We start from the raw sequence: 23,677 nt of genomic DNA, 5'->3' as shown, positions 1-23,677 counted from the left end.
CCCTCGCTAAAGCAAGGGGATTCCTACGGTGTCTAACGACATAGCCGTTAGCTCACTTCGGTGGGTTCGTGCTGCTGACTGTTTGCACAGTTCACTTCACACGCGCTACGGACAAGTCCTGCCCTGAACACTTTTACGCTGCCAGTATCGCCTGACCGCGTTTTAATATATTGATTGCCCCAACAACATCGGCATTTTCCGTGTAACCGCAGTCCACACATTCAAACAACGCTTGTGTTTGGCGATTATCCTCTGTGGTATAGCCACACAGTGGACAACACCGACTGGTATTTTGCGGTGGAACAGCCATCAAGTACCCACCATTCCACAGCAATTTGTAATCCAACTGCCGCCGAAATTCATACCACGACTGGTCGAGAATGGAACGGTTTAATCCGGATTTCTGTTTCACGTTTTTACCGTGTTGTTCCACTGTACCTTTTGCCGACTTGCTCATATTGCTTACCTGTAAATCTTCCACATACACAATCGCGTGGTTTTGGCTGATTTGGTTGGAAATTTGATGCAGGTAATTTTTACGAATGTCGGCAATTTTGCGGTGCAACTTAGCAATCTTGGCTTTCAGTTTCTGCCAATTCCGACTGAATTTGGTTTTGTGCTTGAACTGCTTTTGCAGCTTAGCTAATTTACCTTTTAAGGTTTTAAACGCATTGATTGGCTCAAAGTATTGCCCTGTAGAAAGTGTGGCAAAACGTACCACACCCATATCAATACCGACTTCGCCACCTTTGGGTGTCGGTATTTCCTGCTCAAACTCCGTTTGAATGGACACAAACCACTTGCCGCAGCGTTGACTGACGGTGACATTCTTCAGACTGCCTGAAATGGCTCGACTGTTGCGATAACGCACCCAACCGATTTTAGGCAGCCAAATACGGCTGTTTTGCTGTTCTACCTTAAACCCTTGAGGAAATCGGAAACTGTCTTTTATGCCTTTGCGTTTAAACTTTGGAAAATCTGCACGCTTGGCAAAAAAGTTTCTAAATGCACTCTCCAAATCTTTCAGGCTTTGCTGTAATACTTGGCTGTGACAGTCTTTCAACCACAAAAATTCTTTTTTCCATTCAGGTAGCAGGTTGGCGATTTTGCTATAACTGAATTTAAACGACTTATCCGCTTCATACTGCTCGTTTTGATACGCCAAAGCCTTATTAAACACAAAACGCGAACAGCCGCAAAACTGCTTCATTTTGCGGATTTGTTCTCCATTCGGTCTGATTTCAAATTTAAAGGCTTTGCGTATCTGCATGGTGTGACGGATAATTGGATTTTTGTTGATTTTACACTTGGTCTATGAAAAAAGAAACAGGAATTAGAACTGGAAGACATGTTGTTTTTAACCTGCATGTCCATTTGGTCTTTGTTACCAAATATCGTCGCCATGTTTTCACGAAAACCATTCTAGACGACCTGCACAGTATTTTTGAAAGCGTCTGCAACGACTTTGAAGCGCAACTGGTGGAATTTGACGGCGAGCATGACCATGTACACTTATTGGTCAACTATCCGCCCAAGGTTTCCGTTTCCAAACTGGTGAACAGTTTAAAAGGCGTTTCCAGCCGTATGATTAGAAAAAAGAATTACCCAAGCATCAGAGAAAAACTGTGGGGCGATGCGCTGTGGTCTCCATCTTATTTTGCCGGAAGTTGTGGCGGTGCGCCGATTAGCATTATCCGACAATACATCGAACAACAGAAAACTCCTGATTAAAAACAACAAGAACGGCTGCTCCGTTCGCGCCTTATATCCCCGACCTGAAGGACGGGGTTTTACAGCGCATTTTGATAAAGGTAGAATAGCGCCTTAATTCCATTTTTAAAGTAAAAAATTCTTTGTATGAATGAGAAAGACTATTCCACAAAAGAAACATTTAAACGTTTATGGCCAATGATTTGGCAATATAAATTCGGTATTTTAATCGCAATTGTTGCACTAGTATTTAATGCACTTACTGAAGCAGGATTAATCTATTTATTAAAACCATTATTAGATGAAGGTTTTGGTAAGGCAGATCTCTCTTTCTTAAAATGGCTGCCACTAATTGTGATTGTGTTAATCATCTTGCGTGGTTTAACCAGTTTCGTTTCCGATTATAGTTTGTCGTGGGTGTCTGGTAATGTAGTAATGGCGATGCGCAGAATGTTATTCAAACATTTAATGTATATGCCGGTCAGTTTTTTCGATCATCAAGCAGCGGGGAAATTGCTTTCTCGTATTACTTATGATTCTGAACAAGTGGCTAATTCGTCATCAAGTGCATTAATTACTATTGTTAAAGAAACGGCAACAGTGATCTCATTATTATCATTAATGATCTATACCAGCTGGCAGTTATCGCTGGTGTTATTTATTGTTGGACCAATTATCGCCGGCTTAATTAGCGTAGTATCAAAGCATTTCCGCCGTCTAAGTAAAAATATGCAGAATTCAATGGGAGAATTGACTGCAAGCGCTGAACAGATGTTGAAAGGGCATCGCGTGGTGTTATCGTTTGGTGGACAAAAAGTAGAAGAAGAGCGCTTTGATCTAGTTAGTGATGATATGCGCCGTAAAAGTCTAAAAATGATGGCGATGAGTGCAATTTCCGACCCAATTGTGCAAATTATTGCTTCTTTTGCGTTGGCGGTCGTGTTGTATTTAGCCACCGTACCAACAATGATGGGCGGTCAGCTAACCGCTGGTGATTTTACTTTAGTATTTTCTTCAATGTTTGCGTTATTGCGCCCGCTAAAATCATTAACTAATGTGAATGCGCAATTCCAACGTGGAATGGCAGCTTGCCAGACCCTATTTGCAATTTTAGATTTAAAAACGGAAGAGGATAATGGCCGTTATGTAACAGAACAAGTGAAAGGGGAAGTGCGTTTTAATGATGTTAGTTTCTATTATGAAGGTAAAGATGAACCGGCTTTATCGCATATTACTTTCGCTATTCCTGCAGGAAAAACTGTTGCTTTAGTGGGGCGTTCAGGTTCCGGAAAATCGACAATTGCGAACTTAATTACCCGTTTTTATGATATTCAACAAGGCGAAATCTATCTAGATGACCATAATATTAAAGATTACACGCTAGCGAATTTACGCCAACATTGTGCGGTAGTTTCACAGCAAGTACATCTATTTAATGATACAGTCGCTAATAATATTGCTTATGCTGCAACTGACAAATACAGCCGCGAAGAGATTATTGCAGCAGCAAAAGCGGCTCACGCAATGGAATTTATCGAAAAGATGGAGAATGGTTTAGATACGATGATCGGCGAAAACGGCGTATCTTTATCAGGCGGCCAGCGTCAGCGTTTAGCGATTGCGCGTGCATTATTGCGTAATGCGTCAGTGTTAATTTTAGATGAAGCAACGTCGGCGTTGGATACAGAGTCAGAACGTGCAATTCAAGGTGCATTAGAAGAGTTGCAGCAACAAAAAACTTTATTAGTCATTGCACACCGTTTATCAACGATTGAACGTGCAGATGAAATTCTTGTGATTGATCAAGGGCAAATTGTAGAACGAGGCACACATCAACAGCTATTGCAATATGGACAGGTGTATGCACAGCTGCACAAGATGCAATTTGATGGCTAAACAAGAGGTAATATGAAATTTTGGTATCAACAATCGTGGTTACAGTGGTTATTATTGCCATTCGCTTGGCTTTTTCAATTGATTACCTATTTACGCAGAAAAGCGTATCAAACTGGCATTTTTGCTAGTTGGCGTGCGCCTTGCCCAGTTGTGGTGGTGGGTAATCTTTCTGTTGGCGGCAATGGTAAAACACCATTAGTAGTCTGTTTGGTTGAACAATTACAAGCACGCGGTATTAAAGTCGGCGTGATTTCGCGTGGTTATGGCGGCGAAAATACTGATTATCCGTTTTTAGTCTGCGCCACTTCCGATCCTAAAAAAACTGGCGATGAACCGGTATTAATTGCGAAACGGACAGCCGCTCCAGTGGCGATTTCACCTAATCGACAAGAGAGTATCGAATTACTCTATAAAGCCTATCATCCACAAGTGATTATTAGCGATGATGGCTTACAACACTATAAATTACAGCGTGATGTGGAATTGGTGGTTGTTGATGGTGAACGCCGTTTCGGCAACGGTTTATTATTGCCGGCAGGCCCATTGCGCGAGCGTCCGCAACAGCGTTTACCGACAGTAGATGCGGTGATTTGTAATGGCGGTATTGCACATGAAGGCGAAATTGCAATGACGTTAGCGCCTGATGTAGCGATTAATTTAGTGACTGGCGAGCAACGCCCATTAAATCAATTTTCTACCGTAAATGCTGTTGCCGGTATTGGACATCCGCCGCGTTTTTTTGCCACTTTACAACAGCAAGGTTTAACCTTACTTACACAACACGCTTTTGCAGATCATTATGCTTTCCAAGCAGATGATTTTGCCAAGATGGATAATGCAGAGATACCGCTATTAATGACCGAAAAAGATGCAGTGAAGTGTACTGAATTTGCCAAGGATAATTGGTGGTATGTTCCGGTATCAGCGCAAATAGCACCTACACAATTAGAAGCTTTAGTTGACAAGATTATGTCTAAGGTAACCCAATGAAACAACAAGTGATTTCAATGTTGGCGTGTCCGCATTGCCATCAAGCCTTAACGTTTGATGCCGCACAGCAACGCTTTATTTGTCAAAACGAACAACTAGCCTATCCTATCGTTAATGGTATTCCGGCATTACTCCCTGAAAATGCAGTATCTTTAGCGACAACACCAACTACCAATGCCGCCGCAGAATAATTAAGGAGAATAAGATGAGTTTCAGCGTCATTATTCCAGCTCGTTATGCCTCTAGCCGTTTGCCGGGTAAACCATTAGCAGATATTGCAGGTAAACCAATGATTCAACACGTTTGGGAAAAGGCAAAATTATCCGGTGCTAAACGCGTTATTGTCGCTACCGATCATCCGCAAATTGTTGAAGCGGTAAAAGCGTTTGGCGGTGAAGTTTGTTTAACGGCGGAACATCACTCTTCGGGAACAGAGCGTTTAGCGGAAGTAGTAACTCAGCTGGCATTACCGGATGATGAAGTGATAGTCAATATTCAAGGTGATGAACCTTTGATTCCGCCGGTGATTGTGGAGCAAGTAGCGAATAATTTACAAAAATATCAAGTGAATATGGCGACGTTGTCAGTGCGTATTGATGAGCCTGAAGAGTTATTTAACCCAAATGTGGTGAAAGTATTAACGGACAAAAATGGCTATGTCTTGTATTTTTCTCGTGCAGTGATTCCTTGGCATCGTGATCAATTTGCTACTGTTTATCAACAGCCACAACAAATAGCACAATATCAAATTGCAGCACAAAATTATCAGCGCCATATTGGTATTTACGCTTATAAAGCCGGATTTATCCGTCAATATGTTGCGTGGGCGCCAACAACATTGGAAAAATGTGAGTCATTAGAACAGCTGCGCGTATTGTGGAATGGTGAGCGTATCCATTGTGAAACCGCGCTTGAAGTGCCGGCTGTAGGCGTGGATACCCCAGAAGATTTAAGCAAAGTTCGTCAATTATTATCAGCAAAATAAGCAATGTTTGATGCGAAAAAGTTTTTAGCCGATGCGCCCGAACAAGCGGGCGTTTATCGTATGTATGATCGTAATGATACGGTAATTTATGTAGGTAAGGCGAAGAATCTAAAAAAACGCTTATCCAGTTATTTTCGTAAGCAAGTGAATAGCAAAAAGACAGAATCGCTTGTTGCCGCTATTGATCATATTGATACCACTATTACCCATTCTGAAACTGAAGCTTTATTGCTAGAACATAACTTTATTAAGCAATATCAGCCGCGTTATAACGTATTATTGCGTGATGATAAATCTTATCCTTATATTTTATTAACGAATGAACGCCATCCGCGAATTACCTCTTATCGAGGGGCGAAAAAAATTGCCGGTGAATATTTTGGCCCTTATCCGCACGCATCAGCGGTACGCGAAAGCCTCTCTTTAATGCAAAAACTATTTCCAATTCGCCAATGTGAAAATAGTGTTTATAACAACCGTTCCCGCCCTTGTTTGCAATATCAAATTAAACGTTGTTTAGCGCCTTGTGTGGCGGGTTATGTTACTGATGAAGAGTACCAACAACAAGTCGATCTGGCACGATTGTTTTTACAAGGCAAGGATCAGCAGGTAGTGACCTATTTGATCAACAAAATGGAACAAGCTAGCCAAGCATTAGATTTTGAAGCAGCTGCCCGTTATCGAGATCAAATTCAGGCGGTGCGTTCAGTAATGGAAAAACAATTCGTCAGTAATGATCGTTTAGATGATATTGATATTATTGCCATTGCTTATAAATCTGGATTAGCTTGTGTACAGGTATTATTTATTCGTCATGGCAAAATTTTAGGAAACCGTAGTTATTTTCCAAAGATTCCTGCCGATACCAGTTTAGCGGAAGTGATTGAAACTTTTTTAGGACAATTCTATTTACAAGCACATCAAGGGCGCAGTATTCCAGATAGTATTGTGCTGGATCATACGTTAGCAGATAAAGAGATGCTGGCGGCATTATTAAGCGAGCAGGCAGGGCGTCAAATCCAAATTCAAGATAAGGTCAAAGGCGATAAGCAGCGTTATTTACAATTAGCACGCACTAATGCCAAAGTAGCGTTAAGTACACAATTGCAGCAACAAAGCCGTATTGAAGAACGTTATCAAGCGTTGCAAACCTTGTTAAATATGGGGCCAATTCAGCGTATGGAATGTTTCGATATTAGCCATACGATGGGCGAAAATACTATTGCCTCTTGCGTTGTCTTTAATCACGAAGGGCCATTAAAAGCAGATTACCGTCGTTTCAATATTGAAGGCACCAATGGTGATGATTATGCAGCAATGGAACAAGCATTGAAAAAACGTTACGACAAAGATCTGAGTGCCGATAAGATTCCGGATATTATTTTTATTGATGGTGGTAAAGGGCAGCTTAATCGCGCGTTAGCGGTGTTTGCCCAATTAAATGTTAGCTGGGATAAACGTAAACCGTTATTGATTGGTGTTGCTAAAGGTGTTGACCGTAAAGCGGGTTTGGAAACGTTACTGATTGGTGATGCTGAACATGAAATTCATCTAGCGCCGGATAGTTTAGCGTTGCATTTAATCCAACATATTCGTGATGAATCGCATAATCACGCGATTACTGGGCATCGTAAAAAACGGCAAAAAGCTTTTATTCAAAGTGGTTTAGAAAGCATTGCTGGCGTAGGTGCAAAACGCCGACAAGCGTTATTAAAATATTTAGGTGGTTTACAAGGAGTGAAAGCGGCGACAGTGGAGGAGATTGCTTCGGTGCCGGGAATTTCGCGTACGTTAGCAGAAACCATTTTTGAAACTTTAAAACATTGATTTTCGTTATAGGCAAAGCTGACAAATATGTTTTACAATAGCTGCAACGAGTGTTAAGTGATCTGGTGATCAAAATGAAATTAAATATTCCAACCTTTTTGACTTTTTTCCGCGTAGTATTAATTCCATTCTTTATTATTCTATTTTATCTACCTTTTAGCTGGGCGCCTTTATGGACAGCGATTATCTTTACTGTCGCAGCGATTACCGACTGGTTAGATGGTTATTTAGCGAGAAGATGGAAACAAACCACCCGTTTTGGCGCTTTTCTTGATCCTGTTGCCGATAAAGTAATGGTCGCAGCAGCGTTGGTATTAGTAGTACAACATTACCACGTTTTCTGGATTACCATTCCGGCGATTGTAATGATTTCTCGTGAAATTATTATTTCAGCATTGCGTGAATGGATGGCGGAATTAGGTGACAGAAATAAAGTTGCTGTTTCTTGGTTGGGTAAAGTGAAAACGACTTCTCAAATGATTGCTTTGATCGGGTTGTTGTGGCGTTATAATCCAACGATGGAGATTATCGCGATTATTGCACTCTATATTGCTGTTATTTTGACAGTATGGTCAATGTGGCAATATCTAACTCTGGCGAAAGAGAGTTTATTAAAAGAAGATTAATCCTACCTTATTTGTCGGAGCAATCTTAGATAGCTCCAGACTGTTAACAACCCTAAATTTTGTCAAAAATTTCTATAAAATAGTTTTGGGTTCCCTCTCACTCTTGCCCGAATGCAAATAAGATTTTCAGGCAAAAAAAGCTGTTAATTTTTCGAGCTTGCGAGAAAAATCTCTTTTTTTGCCGCCCGGGAAATCTTATTGGAATGAGGATTAGCAAGAGTGCGAGGGTGTGCTTTCTTTTGCTTCGTTTTCTTTGCACAAGCAATGACAAAAAGCGTTAGCTTTTTGAACGTTGCTTGCAACGACCCGTAGGGTGAGCAAGTGAATGAAGTTCACTTGCGAATAAAATGAAGTCGCCCTTTAGGGCGAAACCTAAATTATGGATAAGAAATAATTTAGCTAAAAGTTTTATCATTGACTTTGTCAATAAACTGGATGCTATCTTGGATAGCTCCTTTTTTTACCAACAACAAAATCCTTATCACAAAATTATCTAAATCTCCCCTATCCCTGAACCTCTCCCTATAAATTTCAACAGCAGAAGCCTTCTTTAAGATTGGATAGAAAATTTTTAGAAATTGATCTATCGCAAAAGTAGATAAAACATCGCTATGGTACAAAACGGGAATATCGCAAAATTCATACAGAGTTTAGTTTGATGTAAATTTCGATATAAAAATAAACAAAATAAGCCTTAAATTCCACCGAATAAAAGATTAATTGAAAATTTAAAGAAATGAGATAAAAAGTGATACTTGCTTTAATAACTTATTATTTTATAAAGAAAAATTAATAATGATTTCGTAATGTAAATTGTAAGCGAAAGATAACTTTATTTTATCGATTTTCTTATTCTTTTTTTTAATAATCATCAGCCAATTTATCAAAAATTAGCGTATTTTTTAAAAGTTTTTTGTTTTTTGTTCGGTGCTTTGACAAGATAGAGATGACAAAATATGTCGAAAAGATAAGCAAAAAAGTTGAGTAATTATTAAGCTATGGACTGATTTTTTATAAAGACAATCTAAGGTGAGTTGGTGAAATGTTTTTATTTATCATAATGATATATATTTTTATGATTGAATAAATAGTAAAGAATGAAATCATTTTAATAGGATAATCGTTTTTTAACATATTGATACATAACCGTAACAACGAAAACGTTTGCGTTATGTATATTTGGTATATTGAGAATCTGTTTTTGTAATGGGTGTTAAGTTTATTTATTTACATAGATTTATAGAGTTGCTAGAATTAAATAGCTAATTATTGTTGGATGATTTGTTTTTAGCAGGTTTTCTTGCCTTTGAATTGACACTTCAAATTGACAAAAGAAATTTTTAGATTTTACAAACACATAGACTAAGAGAGTTTACATGAACCATATATTTAGAGTAATTTTTGATAAAACCAGAGGAATTTTTGTTGCTGTATCAGAATTAACGAAAAGCCATGGTAAAGAAAAATCAGAAAAACAACAAAGTCGTGATGTAGTAACAAATATGCTTGGGGGGGGGGAATTTGATTCTTCTCTAACTTCAAAAAATCCTACCTATTTTTCATCTCAAAACAAAAAAGTTAAATTCTTTGCATTATCGCCATTGGCGGTAGTTAGTTTTATTGCAGCTGGGGTGTTGACACCGTGGACTGATGCGTGGGGGCGGATGGTTGGCCTATTACACAACGCTGGTTTAGAATCGGTGCCTCGGAAGGTGACTGGGGTCATTGTTTTGGTGAGGGTGGTGTCAATTTGGCGTTTCAGTACCAAGGCATTACTTCAAACAATGATGAGGATAAGGATAATTCCGTTTGTCAAAAAGACGATAAAGGAAATCTTTACAGAAATTTTGTCGCTATTGGTGCTGATGCAAAAGTAGGAGGAGACTATTCCATTGCTGTAGGTAGTGGAGCAAAAGCCTCAGGATCAGGTACATTAGCATTTGGTGCTGGAGCAAAAGCCTCAGGATCAGGTGCATTAGCATTTGGTTACAATACTATAGTTTCAAAGAGCAGTGTTGCTATTGCTTCTTCAATAAATGTTAGTGGTGAGAATACTGTCGCTATTGGTACCAATCTTCATGGACTTAAGCAAGATGATAAATCTGTGATAAACAATGAGATTATTAATGCTAGCTCTGTTATTATCGGTCATAATTCTGTGATAGATTCTACCAATTCAATTGTGATCGGAGCTAATTCTCGTGCTGATTTTTGGGCTGGTAGTGGTGGATCACAAACAGTTATTGGTTCGGACTCAAAAGGACGTGGAGACCAATCTGTTGTGGTGGGTAACTTTTCTGGTGCAAGTTCACAAAGTGTAGCAATCGGTTCTAATGTATATGCACAAGGAGACTCTTCTATAGCAATAGGTAATGATGACCTGATTGGCTCTAGCGACTGGAAAACATCTGCTTACCAAGATAAGTTACCAGATGAGACTATTAAGAACATCTACAAAGATCTATATGCTTCCAAAACTATGGGAACTGGAACTGCTTATTGGTTTTTCGACGGAGAGTCTGGTTTTAATGGCAAATACAATATAATAGATAAGGATGGCAAGGACTATCGTATTTTCTCTCCAACCTATGCTGCTAAGGTAGGGGCTATCGCTATCGGTTCACGCTCTGTAGCGGGTGGTGAAGTATCTACTGCGTTAGGTTCTCTCTCTTTTGCTTTGGCTGACCGTTCTACTGCAGTAGGTCTTCGTTCATTCGTGGCATCAGATGCAGTTGGTGGTACAGCGATGGGTGAACAATCATTCGTATTTGCTAAAAACTCTATTGCGATTGGTAATAAAGTAGAATCTTCTTCTGCAGGTTCTTTTGCTTATGGTTTTAATGCTAAAGCGGTAGGTGAAGGCTCTTTAGCTATGGGGCATTCTACCTTAGCAGGTGCGCAACTTAATAGCGATGTTTACACTGTGTTAAGAGATGAACTAGAAAGAAAACACCAAGCATTACAGTTGGTTAATACTGATGGTAGTATCAATCAGGTAGTTAATCAGACCTTTGATCTCTATATTTCTCATAAAGTGAAATTCTTAGATGGTTTACTAGAGGGTAAAGAGTACGTAACTTTCGGGCAAAAAGATTACGCAGAATTTAACAAAGATGGTTCGGTAACCTACCACTTAGACCAAGAACAAGCACAACAGGGTTGGGTTCCTTTAGAGGGATTTCTTAAGACTACTAATAACCAACTCTGGGAGGCAGGAAAGAATGGAGATATAGCAGTAGTCGAAAAAAAGGACGTTTCTCTTGTTGAACAAGATAAGACAAAAGAATATCTAAAAATTGGTGATACGTCAGTTTATAAAACCAAGGTGGGAACAGATACTGGTGGCGGAAATGTAGAAAACGCTCTTGCTCTTGGTCGTTATTCTTTTGCTTTAAGAAGTAATACCATCGCAATGGGTTATTTAGCGATTGCAGATGCTCAATCGGCAGTAGTGTTAGGTTCTCATGCTCATGCAACTGATAAGGCTAAAGCTTCTATAGTTTTAGGGGTAAATGCTTACGCTGATGGTGAAAATAACCTCGCACTTGGTTACTCTGCGAATTCTTTTGCCCCTAACTCAATGGCAATCGGTACGGGCGCTTATGTAAAAGGTGGTGGAAATATCAAAAATGCCACTGCATTTGGTATTGCTGCACGTGCAGAAGCAGCAGGAGCCATGGCTATTGGTAATAGTGCGAGCGTAAACTTAGAAAATTCCGTCTCACTTGGTTATCAATCTGATACTGTAGGTTATAAACCTGAAGATCTTGGTAAGCCAGGTTATGCGCCAGAGGGCACGATTGCGATTCCTACCGTACTTGGACACGGTGTGGTTTCTGTCGGTACTAAAGAAGCACCTCGTCGTGTCATCAATGTGGCATCAGGCTTATTAGATACTGATGCAGTTAACGTAGCACAATTACGCTCTTTAGATGAAAAATTCGAGCGTCAAATCGCAGAAGTTGACTCTAATGCAGGCGCGAAGTTCTTATCAGTAGAACGTGATAGTCTCACAGGTGAAGCGGGTAAACTTACTGATAAATTGGCTGGACGTAATGACTATGACCGTTATGTACGTTTAAAAACCATTCTTGTAGGTTATAACTTAGTCAAAGAATTACTCGGGGCTGAGTTTAATGAAACAGAACTTAATAAGTTCTCTGATAGTGTTACCGAACTAGGAAACAGCCGTACATATAATGATCAAACTATCGCTCAAGTAGCAACTTCGTTAGATGCTGTCTATCAAGAGATTATTACAGAGTCTGAAAAATTGAATAATAACAACACAATGACGGCACAAGAAAAAGCGCAGAAAAAAGCAGAACTTTATACTAAACTTCGCGCAAAAATTGAAGAAGCAGGTACCGCAGACTCTGGTAGAACATTCGGTGTAACTGCAGCTGAATTTGAGGCACTAAAAGCCAACACTAACTATGACAATGATGGTGCGCTTGGTGAAGACAGTATTGCTCTAGGTTGGAAAGCCACTACCGGTTCTTGGAAAATGGACGGTGCTAACGAAGTCTACGACAAAGCGGGTACCAAAGGCAAACACGCTGTCGCTATCGGCTTTGAAGCACAAGCAACGGGTGAAAATGCCATTGTGATTGGTGGTAAAGATGGTGAAAAAGAGGGTGATAATGATACTAAACGTGCACGTGCGTTAGCTAAAAACTCTATCGTATTAGGTACGGGGGCACAGTCAACTAAAGATGCTGAGAATGCTATCGTTATCGGTCAAGGCAGTAGGGTAAGCGGTGTGAACTCCATTGCTATTGGTACTGGTCACCAAGTATTAGGTAAAAACTCTGGTGCTTTTGGTGATCCTGATAACGTAAATTACGATAACTCTTATGTGATTGGTAATAACTCTCAAATTGGTAATGAAGAAACGGAAGTCGAGGAAGAAGGCTCTTTCGTTATTGGTAATAACGTTAAGGTCACTGCAGACCAAGTGTTTGTTTTAGGTAATGGCACCTCTGATAAGAAACTTACTGCGGATACGGCTCGTTCTGTGTATTTAGGTGATAACGTAGCAGCAGTTGCGGCAACAAAAGATGAAGCAGGTAATTTCACTAGCGCAACAGCAGGTACTGAAGCGTATAGCTCTTTTGTGTTTGATAAAGATGGTAAGAATGAGACTACTGACGACCAATTAACCTTTAATTTCAACAGAGACATACTTAAAAACGCCCCTGTGGGTATCGTTACTATTGGTAGCAGCACAGAACTTCGCCGTCTTCAAGGGGTAGCACCGGGTCTTATCAGCGAAACATCCACTGATGCCATCAACGGTGCACAACTTTATTCAATAATATCTGGCTTTAATCAAGATTTAACTGGTTACGTGAAGACAGATGGTACAGGCTTGCCTGAGCTAGTGAAAGTGCCAAAGTCTGCGAATCCAAGCGCACCAACAGCAGAGGAGCAAAAGGCGATTGATGAAGCCAATGCGAAAAATGCGGTATGGAACACATGGCGTACTAAACTCGGCATTGGCGATGGGGTTAATTGGTTTAATGTAAATAGTACTAAACCTACTGAAGCAGCACTTGCTAACAGTAACTACGACAAAGATCATTCAGGTGCTACTGGTACCGAGAGTATTGCTGTGGGTAATAAAGCTCAAGCCAGTACCAAAAGAGGAATCGCAATTGGTTATGAAGCTAAAGCTACAACAGCTGTCGGAGGTGATAATATAGCTATTGGTAGCTTCGCTCTATCTACAGCCAACAATGCAGTTGCTCTTGGTTGGGAAACTCAAGCAACTGCAAGTGGGGCAGTGGCCTTGGGCAGTGACGGCACTATTTCAAGCAATACTAATACTATAGCGATCGGTGTTAAAAGTACCGCCTCTGGGGTTAAATCTATCGCGATTGGTTCTAATAACAAGGCTACAGCACTACGTAGTATTGCGATTGGTGCTGATAGTAATTCCGATGTTGCTTATGCTGTGGCTATAGGTGATGGTGCTCAGGTACATGGTGTCAACACAGGTGATTATTTGATTGCAGGTGTGACAGGTACAGCAGCAGGTGCGGCTACAGATGCTAATGCGCTTACCAAAGCAAAATATGATGAACTAAATGCAGCTGTGACAGCAGCACAAGCAGAGTATGATAAAGTTAAAGATGGTACAGATGAGACTCAAAAAGAGGTTAAATTAGAAGAACTTAATGCAGCTAAAACTGCTCTTGCAAATGCTGGTACGAGCAAAACAATCGCTGCCTTCTCTATTGGTAGTGCAGGCAAAGAACGTCAACTTCAAAACGTCGCAGCTGGCGTGGTATCAGCGACTTCTACCGATGCGATTAACGGTTCACAACTTTATTACACCAATAAATATCTTATTGATTTAGCTGCTAAAGTGGGTAACGGCCCAATCAACGGTGTTGATGGTCAAGATGGTGCTGACGGTCGAGATCTCACTGACGGTAAAGGCATCCCTGGTGCTCCTGGTCGAGATGGCGTAGACGGTGCCGCTGGTCGAGACGGTATGGACGGCACCAGCTTAAATGCCAAAGTTCAAGGTCTACGTGACGGTATGGCAGGTACTGTGGTGTATACCGATAAAGACGGTAACCGTCTCTTAGTGGAAAACGGTCAATATTACCACACCAAGCTTGTGACAGACGCCAATCTTGAAAAAGCGAATGATGGCTTGTGGTATAACAAAGACTATGTTGATGCAAATGGTGAGTTCACTGAGGATTATAAGGAAGCATTAGCAGAAGCGAATGAAAAAGTTGATGGGGCTGAAAAAGAACAAGCACTTGCTGCATTAAAAGGTAAATCGCTTAAAGACCTCAACACAGCCGCAAGTAACAAACAAGATGTTGCCGCTGCTGACGTTATCCTCTCTACTGTCAATGCGGATGGTACAACGACCAGCCCAATCACGTTAGCGAATTTGGCGGATAACTTACAAATCACTGAGGAAGATATCCAAGAACAAGCGATTAAGACATATAACGCAGATAAAACTGATGAAGAGAAAGTAACCACTTATGAAGCTCTTGTAGCCAAACTAAAAGCAGCTGCTGGTAATGAGGAGTCCGCCCAAGAAGCTGCTGTTAACAATGCTTTAGCAGCAGCTAAAGCCCTTTATGCTAGCAATACAGTAGGTCAGTTCCTAAATCTTGATACTAACCTCGATCGAGCAGTAACGTTAAAAGATCTGCAAACTGTAGCATTAGCTGGCTTGACTTTTGCTGGTGATACTGGCTCAGTGCAACGTTCATTATCACAAACTCTGCGTATTATCGGTACAGCAGGAGGATACATTACAACTTCAGCAAGTGATGATGCGATCTCTATCGATCTTGTACAAAGTGTGAAAGATAAGTTAGCTAATTTAGCCGACAATGCTAACAACACATACGTAACCAAAGCAGCAGCGAATGCCGATGCGACTGTGGTGTATGTAGATAAAGACGGTAACCGTTTGACTAAGTTAGATGATGGTAAGTATTACACTGAAACCGAAAAAGCCAAAGTATCCGAAGCGAAATATCTCACAGCAACACAGGTGACTGAACTTGAAAAAGATAAGGCTTTGAAAGGTTTTGATGGTGAAGGTTGGTATAAGGTAGATGCTACTGGTAAGACATATACAAAAGTAAAACTAGAAGAAGCAAAACGTGATGCGCTTGCCTTAGTGGATGTAAATAATACAGCGACTGGTAATGAAGGCAAGGTTAAAGGACTCATTTCACTTAAAAACGTGAAAGAGAATATTGACCGTGACGCAGTGAAGACAAAACTTGCGACAGCAGCAGCTGAAAAAGATTATAAACCTGGAGATCATGGTGATACACCATGGGAGAGTTTTGCTGATAAAGAAAAATTGATTTCTACTGCCAAAAACAATCTCACTGATGATCAAGTTACTGAACAAGCGATTGATGATTTAGTCGCACAAGCTGACAACCTCAACAACGCAGTTGCGGTGAAAGACCTTCAAGTAGTGGCTAAGGCACGTGAGATCACCGATGGTCGAGTAGACAAATTGGAAGACAAGCTTGGCACAGGCCCAATCAACGGTGTTGACGGTAGCAACGGTAAAGACGGAGCTAACTATGCCGACAACAAGGGAATTCCAGGACGTGATGGTCAAGATGGTGCAGCAGGTCAAGATGGCATGAACGGCACAAGCTTGAACAATAAAGTTCAAGGCTTACGTGACGGTATTGCTGGTACCGTGGTGTACACTAAGGCGGATGGTACACGTCTCTTGGTTGAAAACGGTAAGTTCTACGATTCTAAAGATGACAAACTTAAAGGTCTTGAAAAAGTCAATAACGGCTTATGGTATGCCGAAAATCTTGTAGATAAAGAGGGTAATGTAGAAGAAGCTCACCTTGCAGAAGGTAAGACTCTTGCTGACATTTACGGTGCTGGTAATGATATCTCAGACTCTGAGGTTATCCTTTCAACCGTAGGTGCGGATGGTAAGACCACTTCACCAATCAAGTTAGCGAACTTAGCGGATAATCTTGATGTAGCATTGACCGAAAAAGATGTGGATGCTAAGGCTAAGGAAGGGTTCATAGCTGATGAGACTTACAAATCTTTTGACGAGCTTAAGACAGCGGCTGACGGTAACAATACTGATGCCCAAACGAAACTCAAAGAGCTACGTACAGCAGCATCTAACGAGCTTAAAGCAGCTAAGATTCACGCAGCGGTATCAGGTCTATTAACAAAAGATAGTGGTTTAGACCGAGGAGTGACATTAAGAGACCTCCAAACCGTAGCGATTGAGGGCTTAAGCTTTGCGGGTAATAACTACGATAGCGCTGATGCGACTACATTGGTCCGTCGTTCACTCTCACAAATCTTGAATATCAAGGGCGAGGGCGTAGATGCGAAAGCTGTTGAGAGATTCAAAAGCGCTGCGGGCAACATCAACGTGACTGCTGCTAATGATACCCTCACTATCCAATTAGCGAAGGCATTGACTGGTATTAGCTCTATCACAGGTGAGAAGACTGCTGATGATGAAGATCCAAATAACGGCAAAACATATACCCCAGCGCAAATTACCCTTACTGAGGGTTCTACAACAAAAGCTGGAGGTGAGGTAACTGGAACAACCTTACCACAAGTGAATGTCAACGGAGCTAAGGTCACTGGTGTAGCTGATGGTGATGTATCAGAGACATCGACTGATGCGATTACAGGTAAACAACTTCATGCCCTTAAAGATGCTTTAGGCATGAATGGTGCTGACGGTGCTAGCGGTGCCGATGGTCGCCCAGGTCCAGCAGGTAGAGATGGTTTAGATGGTAAATCTATCCTTGATAAGGTAGAGGGCTTACGTGATGGTATCGCTGGTACAGTGGTATATACCACTCAAGACGGTGAACGCCTCGTTCGTGCAGGTGACGGTAAGCTTTACACCCAAGATGCGATGAAAAATCTTGCTGATGCTAAGGTGAAATACTTAAGTGAGGCAGATATCAAAGCACTTAAGGCACAAGCAGAGAAAGATGGTAAAACATTGACAGGTCTTGATGGCGGTAAGGGTTGGTATACCGTACCTACAGATGGTTCTGGCACTTATGCCGCAGTCGCTGACCTCGCCGCTAAAGGAGCAACAGAAGTTGCAGACAAAGACGCTATCCTTTCTACCGTCAATGCGGATGGTACGACTACCAAACCTATCACCTTGGCTAACTTGATGGATAATTTGGTATTACCAACCACTGGTATTGCGACAGGAACTGATTCTGATAAGACTAACAAAGCAGCAGATGAAGCAGCCGCTAAGGACTTATTTGCTAAAGCAGAGAATGTTTCAGGTAATGTAAACGAGGCATGGGGTAACCTAAATGCCACTCAACAAGCACAATACCTACACCAAGCCAAAGCAGCAGGTTTAACTGCTGAAAAAGCACAACCATTGGTAGCTAGCTTGCTAGGTCAAAGCACTAACCTAGACCGTGCGGTGACTTTAAGCGATTTACGCACAGTGGCGATGGCAGGTCTCAACTTTGCAGGTGATGACTATGATGGAACTGATTCAACTAAATTAGTTCGTCGTTCACTCTCACAAACCCTCAATATTAAGGGTACAGATGGTTATGTGACCACCGCAGCCAAAGCTTCTGGCGGTGACAATGTTCTTGACATTATCCAAATCGACTTAGCGGAAAGCATTAAGAACAAACTTGATAACCTTTCTGGTGATGCAAGTAACACGTATGTGAATAAGCTAGAAGCCCCTGTGGTTTACATTGATGACCAAGGTAAACGCATGGACAACTTGAAGAAACTTGCCGATGGTAAGTTCTACAGCGCAGAAGATGCGGCGACTATTGCTAGTGATAAAGCAGTGTACTTGACTCAAGAGGATATTACTCGTCTTAAAAATGGTGGTGCTAAGGGTCTTGATACTGCTGTTCCTGGTTGGTTCACAGCAGAAGGCGAAGGTGCTGAAGCTGTCTACAATGTTTATAGTGACAATGCGGTGAATGGCGGTAAGTCTCCTGCAGCCGTTGCTCTTGTCGATGCGCAAGGTGACGTTAGCAACCTCATTTCACTCAAAAACGTGAAAGAAAATATCACGGATGACGCACTTAAAGCGACATTAGTGAGTGATGCTAAAGTCATTGAGAAAGCGAAGGCAGCTTATATCGCTGAAGATGTTGCTAACCATACAGAGGAAAGCTGGACAGAATTTGGAGCAGCTGGTCAGAAATCTTATATTGATGCAGCTGCCGCAACTGCTTTAGGTGCTTTATCACCAGATGATAAAGTAGAGTTAGCAATTGATACACTAGTTGCCCAACGAGACAACCTTAACAACGCAGTTGCGGTGAAAGATCTTCAAGTTATAGCTATTGCTCGCGAATTAACAGAAGGGCGTGTAGATAAGCTCGCTGACAAGCTTGGCACAGGCCCAATCAACGGTGTTGACGGTGCGACTGGTAAAGACGGTCAATCTATCGCTGGTCCACGCGGAGCACAAGGTGAACCAGGTGCTCAAGGTATCCCAGGTAAAAACGGTGATAATGGTAACCCTGGTGTTAACGGACTTCCTGGCCCAGCAGGTCGTGACGGTCAAAACGGTACTACCTTTGCCAATAAGATCCAATCGTTACGTGATGGTATCGCAGGTACTGTTGTTTATACCGATACAGAGGGTAACCGCCTATTAGCAGAAAACGGTGAATACTACAAAGTGGATCTTGTTAAGGGTAAAGTCAAAGCCAACGATGGTTTATGGTATGACAAAGAGTACGTCAACCTTGATGGTTCCTTGACAGATGCTGCCGTGAAGGACAATGTGAAAGGTCAATCACTTCGTGATATTGCGGGTGGTGATGACTACAAAAACAGCACTAACTACGTTGCGGCAAAAGACGTTATCCTATCAGCGGTGAATGCGAATGGTGAAACCACTGCTCCAACTACTTTAGCGAACTTAGCACGTAATCTTGCTGATGTGTCAGTACAAGCAGCAAGTGAAGCGGAAGCAGACGCCAAAGCGAAAGCTGACTATGCGAAGAAGGAAAACATCACGGATGATTTAGAGAATCAATGGACTAACTATAAGCAGAACTCAGCAGAAGATGCTACTAAGCTTATTGCCAAAGCGAAAGAGGAATTGACAGCAACTAAGACATTAGCTGTTGACAACGTGGCTAAAGCTCGCACATCTGTCGCTGGTACTAATAAAGACGGTCTTGGCGGTTTATACGCTAAGACAGGAGCAGCGTTAGGTAATGCGGCAACCTTAGGTGATTTACAAACCTTAGGATTGGCAGGGTTAACTTTCACAGGTGATAAAGGCGAAGTAAACCGTGCGCTTGGAACTGCTCTAGGCATTAACGGTACACAAGGTTACGTAGTGACTAATGCGGCTGATGGTAAAGTGACTATCGATTTAGCTCAAAGCATTAAGAACAAACTTGATAATCTTTCTGGTGATGCAAGTAACACCTATGTGAATAAGTTAGAATCCCCTGTGGTTTACCTTGATGACCAAGGTAATCGCATGGACAACTTGAAGAAACTTGCCGATGGTAAGTTCTACAGTGCGACAGATGCGGAGACTATCACTAATGCTAAAGCAGTGTACTTGACTCAAGCGGATATTGATCGTCTTAAAGGTGAGGGCGCTAGCGGTCTTGAAACTGCTGTTCCTGGTTGGTACACAGTAAAAGGCGAAGGTGCTGAAGCTGCCTACAATGCCTATAGTGACAATGCGTTGAATGGCGGTAAGTCTCCTGCAGCCGTTGCGCTTGTCGATGCGCAAGGTGACGTTAGCAAGCTCATTTCACTCAAAAACGTGAAAGAGAACTTGAATGTAGCAACACCAGCTGAGTACACCAATGAAAGTGAAGAAGTGGTTGCCGCAGCGAAAGCCGCTTATGTGAAGGATAATCCAAAAGCTGAAAATGCTGCTCAGGATTGGGACAAAGACACTGTAGACCAAAACGTGAAAGAGGCTTACTTAACCGTTGCAGCGAACAAGCTTAACCAAGCCGCTAAGGATAAAGCGATTGAAGATGCTATTGATAGCTTAGTAGGTCAAAAAGATAATCTTAGCAACGCAGTTGCGGTGAAAGACCTTCAAGTTATAGCTATTGCTCGTGAGTTAACTGAAAGTCGAGTAGCTGACCTTGCTATGAAAGTTGGTGATGGTCCAGTTAACGGTGTGGATGGTGCGACTGGTCAAGATGGTAAATCTATCGCTGGTCCAGCTGGTCAACCAGGACAACCAGGTGCTCAAGGTATCCCAGGTAAGAACGGTGCGGATGGTAACCCAGGTGCCAACGGACTTCCTGGACCTGCAGGTCGTGACGGTCAAAACGGCTTAAGTACCGCACTTAAGGTTCAAGCTTTACGTGATGGTGTAGCGGGTACTGTTGTTTATACTGATAAAGATGGTAACCGTCTATTAGTAGAAAACGGGGTATTCTACAAGGATAGTGTTCCTGGTAACGATTATGCACGTGCTAGTGATGGCTTGTGGTATGAAAAGGGTCAATTTAACCCTGATGGTACACTGAAACCTGATGCTAAAAATGGTAAAACATTGGCACAACTTGCTATTGAAATAAAAGCATCTCCTGTTGATGCTAGCGAAGTGATTCTTTCAGCGGTGAATGCGGATGGTCAAACAACCAAACCAGTCACCTTAGCGAATTTGGCGGATAATCTTGATGTAGCATTGACTGAAAAAGATGTGGATGCTAAGGCTAAGGAAGGGTTCAAAGCTGATGAGACTTACAAATCTTTTGACGAGCTTAAGACAGCGGCTGACGGTGGTAATGATGCTGCCAGAGCTCAACTTACTGCTTTACGTGATAAGGTATCTAAGGAACTTAAAGCCGCTAAAATTCATGCAGCAGTGGATGGTCTATTAACAAAAGAGAGTGGTTTAGACCGAGGAGTGACATTAAGAGACCTCCAAACTGTAGCGATTGAGGGTTTAAGCTTTGCGGGTAACGATGACTCTATCATTCGTCGTCCATTAAGCTCTATCTTGAATATCAAGGGTAGTAATACTGTTTATAGAACGGAAGATGGTACTGGTGAAAATGAAAAAGCGAATGCTGGCCAATACTCACCAGATAACTTGATTACCCATAAAGATGGTGATGATACTTTACGCATTGAAATGAAGAAAACTCCAACTTTTGAAGGGGTGAAACTTAACAATGGTGAAGATGGAGCTACAACAACGACTATCACTACTACGAAAGATGGCGATGTTGTCTTCGGTAAAGATGGTAAAGACGGTGATGCTGGTGTTGTTATCTCTGGTATCAAAGATGGTGACTCAGACGATTCTGCTGTAACTAAGGGTGCTTTAGATGCCCTTAAGGCAGAGTTAGGTCTTAACGGTAAAGACGGTGTTAATGGTCACGACGGTAAAGACGGCGTGGACAACGGCTCTATCATCGATAAAGTGGATGCACTTCGCGATGGTACTGCGGGTACTGTAGTCTACACCGATGATAACAATAACCGTATCATCAAGGTTGATGGTAAGTCATATAAACTTGACGATATCAAAGCCTTAGAAGATAAAGGTCTACGTTATCTAGCGGCAGGTGAAGCTGGTGAGGGTAAACCTGCTGGTTGGTATACTAAGGATACAGATGACAAATATACTGTCCCAGTGACAGCTGATGCTGATGCTGCTGATGATAGTCAAGCTAAAGCACTTGCTGGCTTGAAAGAGACAGCACCAACTAAACTTTCAGTGGTAGGTACTGATGGCAGCACTAATAAGCCAACTAAGTTGGGTAATATTGCTGATGCCGTAGCTGACAACGATGCTGTTAATAAGGGTCAAATGGACAGGGCTATCAAAGAGGTCAGTGATGCGACAGGCGATATTAAGACAGAGCTTGATAAAGGTATAGGTATCGCGACTGAAACACGTAAAGATGGTGAAGCCTCGACCAGTAAAGAGACGATGAAACTGGGCGACACTGTGAAAGTGAAAGCTGGCGCGAATACACAAATCTCTGCTGTCGAAACCAAAACAGAGAAATCTGGTGAAACAACCTTTAGCTACACCATCAGCGTTAACGGTATGCCTATGACATATGTGAATAAGGATGGTAAACCATTAGCTAAAGTTGGTGATTCGTTTGTTTTAGTTAAGGAAGATGGTTCACTTGATTTAGAAACAAAGGATGCTGAACAACTTAAACCTAAAGGCGTAAAACTTGTCGCATATGATGCTAAGGGTAACGAAGTAGGTGATGCACAAACTTTAGGCAATGTTGCCAATGGTACAATTGCTAAGGAAAGCAAAGAAGCAGTCAATGGCGGTCAAATTGCAGATCTCTTAGGTATTAAGAGCATCGATAAAGATGGCAAAGTGACTGGTAAAGACGGTAAAGATGGTATCGGCGGTACTGGTAAGAATACTGTTGGTGAAGCTATCCAAGAAGTAGCGAAGAAAGCAAATGTCGAAGTAGCTAATGACGATGGTAATATCAAAGTGACAAAAGACACCAGCAATAGTGATAAGACTATCTATAAAGTGAATTTAGCAGATAATCTTAAATTCAAACAAATCACTATTGGCGGTAATGTCACTATGAATACCAGCACAGATAGCGATGGTACTAATGTGTTAAATGTTGGTACAGCAGACAAACCAACTCGTATTCGTGGTGTAGCGGAAGGTGTTAATGACACTGATGCAGTGAATGTTCGTCAACTGAAACGTATGGCTGCTAATACTACACAAGAGATCAACAAAGTTAACAAACGAGTTGATAACTTAACTAAGGAATCTCGTGGCGGTATTGCTGGTGCAATGGCAACTGCAGGTTTAGTACAAACTTCACAACCAGGTCGTGCAACAGTATCTGTTGGTGCGGCAACCTTCAAGGGTGAAAACGCAGTGGCGATTGGTGTATCTAAGTTGTCAGATAATGGTAAACTCGGTATCCGTTTATCAGGTATGTCAACCAGCAGCGGTGATACAGGAGGTACTGTCAGCGTAGGTTACTCTTGGTAATTTAAAGGAGATAAACTTAATTAAATAGCGTCCAATTGGGCGCTATTTTTTTGTACTTAAATCTCCCCTCTTTATTTCATTAAAGAGGGGAACGGTTTATCACCTAAATTTAGAGCAGTTATCGACTAAAATAATAAACAAAGCTAA

10 protein-coding genes are annotated in these 23,677 nt (G+C 41.6%); 9 read left to right on the top strand and 1 reads right to left on the bottom strand.

The window, feature by feature from the left end:
- Positions 1-133 precede the first annotated feature (133 nt).
- A complete protein-coding gene (locus NYR30_RS09315) occupies positions 134-1,270 on the bottom strand; it encodes an RNA-guided endonuclease InsQ/TnpB family protein (protein WP_302500728.1) in 1,137 nt (378 codons plus the stop codon).
- A gap of 44 nt (positions 1,271-1,314) precedes the next feature.
- Here NYR30_RS09315 and tnpA point away from each other — a divergent pair, with 44 nt between their 5' ends.
- The 9 genes from tnpA (at position 1,315) to NYR30_RS09270 (ending at position 23,530) form a co-directional block, all read left to right on the top strand.
- Positions 1,315-1,731, top strand: a complete 417-nt coding sequence (gene tnpA, locus NYR30_RS09310; protein ID WP_302500726.1) for an IS200/IS605 family transposase — start codon at positions 1,315-1,317, stop codon at positions 1,729-1,731.
- 126 nt (positions 1,732-1,857) lie between these two features.
- Positions 1,858-3,606 carry a lipid A ABC transporter ATP-binding protein/permease MsbA gene (gene msbA / locus NYR30_RS09305; RefSeq protein ID WP_302500724.1) on the top strand — a complete coding sequence of 583 codons (1,749 nt, stop codon included), beginning with the start codon at positions 1,858-1,860 and terminating at the stop codon, positions 3,604-3,606.
- A 12-nt stretch (positions 3,607-3,618) separates the two neighbouring features.
- Positions 3,619-4,596 (top strand): tetraacyldisaccharide 4'-kinase, encoded by a 978-nt coding sequence (gene lpxK / locus NYR30_RS09300; RefSeq protein ID WP_066111505.1) that lies wholly within the window; start codon positions 3,619-3,621, stop codon positions 4,594-4,596.
- On the top strand, positions 4,593-4,787 hold the full coding sequence (locus NYR30_RS09295) for a Trm112 family protein (RefSeq protein WP_066109097.1): 195 nt from the start codon (positions 4,593-4,595) through the stop codon (positions 4,785-4,787). Before lpxK ends, NYR30_RS09295 begins: the two co-directional genes overlap by 4 nt.
- Before the next feature lie 14 nt (positions 4,788-4,801).
- Positions 4,802-5,581, top strand: coding sequence for a 3-deoxy-manno-octulosonate cytidylyltransferase (gene kdsB, locus NYR30_RS09290; protein WP_066111507.1), 780 nt, complete (start codon positions 4,802-4,804; stop codon positions 5,579-5,581).
- Between the two features lie 3 nt (positions 5,582-5,584).
- Entirely contained in the window at positions 5,585-7,408 is a 1,824-nt protein-coding gene (gene uvrC, locus NYR30_RS09285; protein WP_066111509.1) for an excinuclease ABC subunit UvrC, read from the top strand.
- A gap of 74 nt (positions 7,409-7,482) precedes the next feature.
- Positions 7,483-8,034 (top strand): CDP-diacylglycerol--glycerol-3-phosphate 3-phosphatidyltransferase, encoded by a 552-nt coding sequence (gene pgsA, locus NYR30_RS09280; protein ID WP_066109088.1) that lies wholly within the window; start codon positions 7,483-7,485, stop codon positions 8,032-8,034.
- A gap of 1,376 nt (positions 8,035-9,410) precedes the next feature.
- The gene (locus tag NYR30_RS09275; RefSeq protein WP_302500716.1) at positions 9,411-9,911 is read left to right on the top strand and encodes an ESPR domain-containing protein; all 501 of its coding nucleotides are present in this window, start codon (positions 9,411-9,413) and stop codon (positions 9,909-9,911) included.
- Positions 9,806-23,530, top strand: coding sequence for a YadA-like family protein (locus NYR30_RS09270; RefSeq protein ID WP_367401239.1), 13,725 nt, complete (start codon positions 9,806-9,808; stop codon positions 23,528-23,530). Before NYR30_RS09275 ends, NYR30_RS09270 begins: the two co-directional genes overlap by 106 nt.
- The last annotated feature ends 147 nt before the right edge of the window (positions 23,531-23,677 follow it).

The sequence above is a fragment of the Gallibacterium salpingitidis genome (genome assembly GCF_030517105.1).
GTDB classification, from domain to species: Bacteria; Pseudomonadota; Gammaproteobacteria; order Enterobacterales; family Pasteurellaceae; genus Gallibacterium; species Gallibacterium salpingitidis.
The sequence above is the reverse complement of the archived record's forward strand: the minus strand, read 5'-3'. Positions and strand labels throughout refer to the sequence as shown.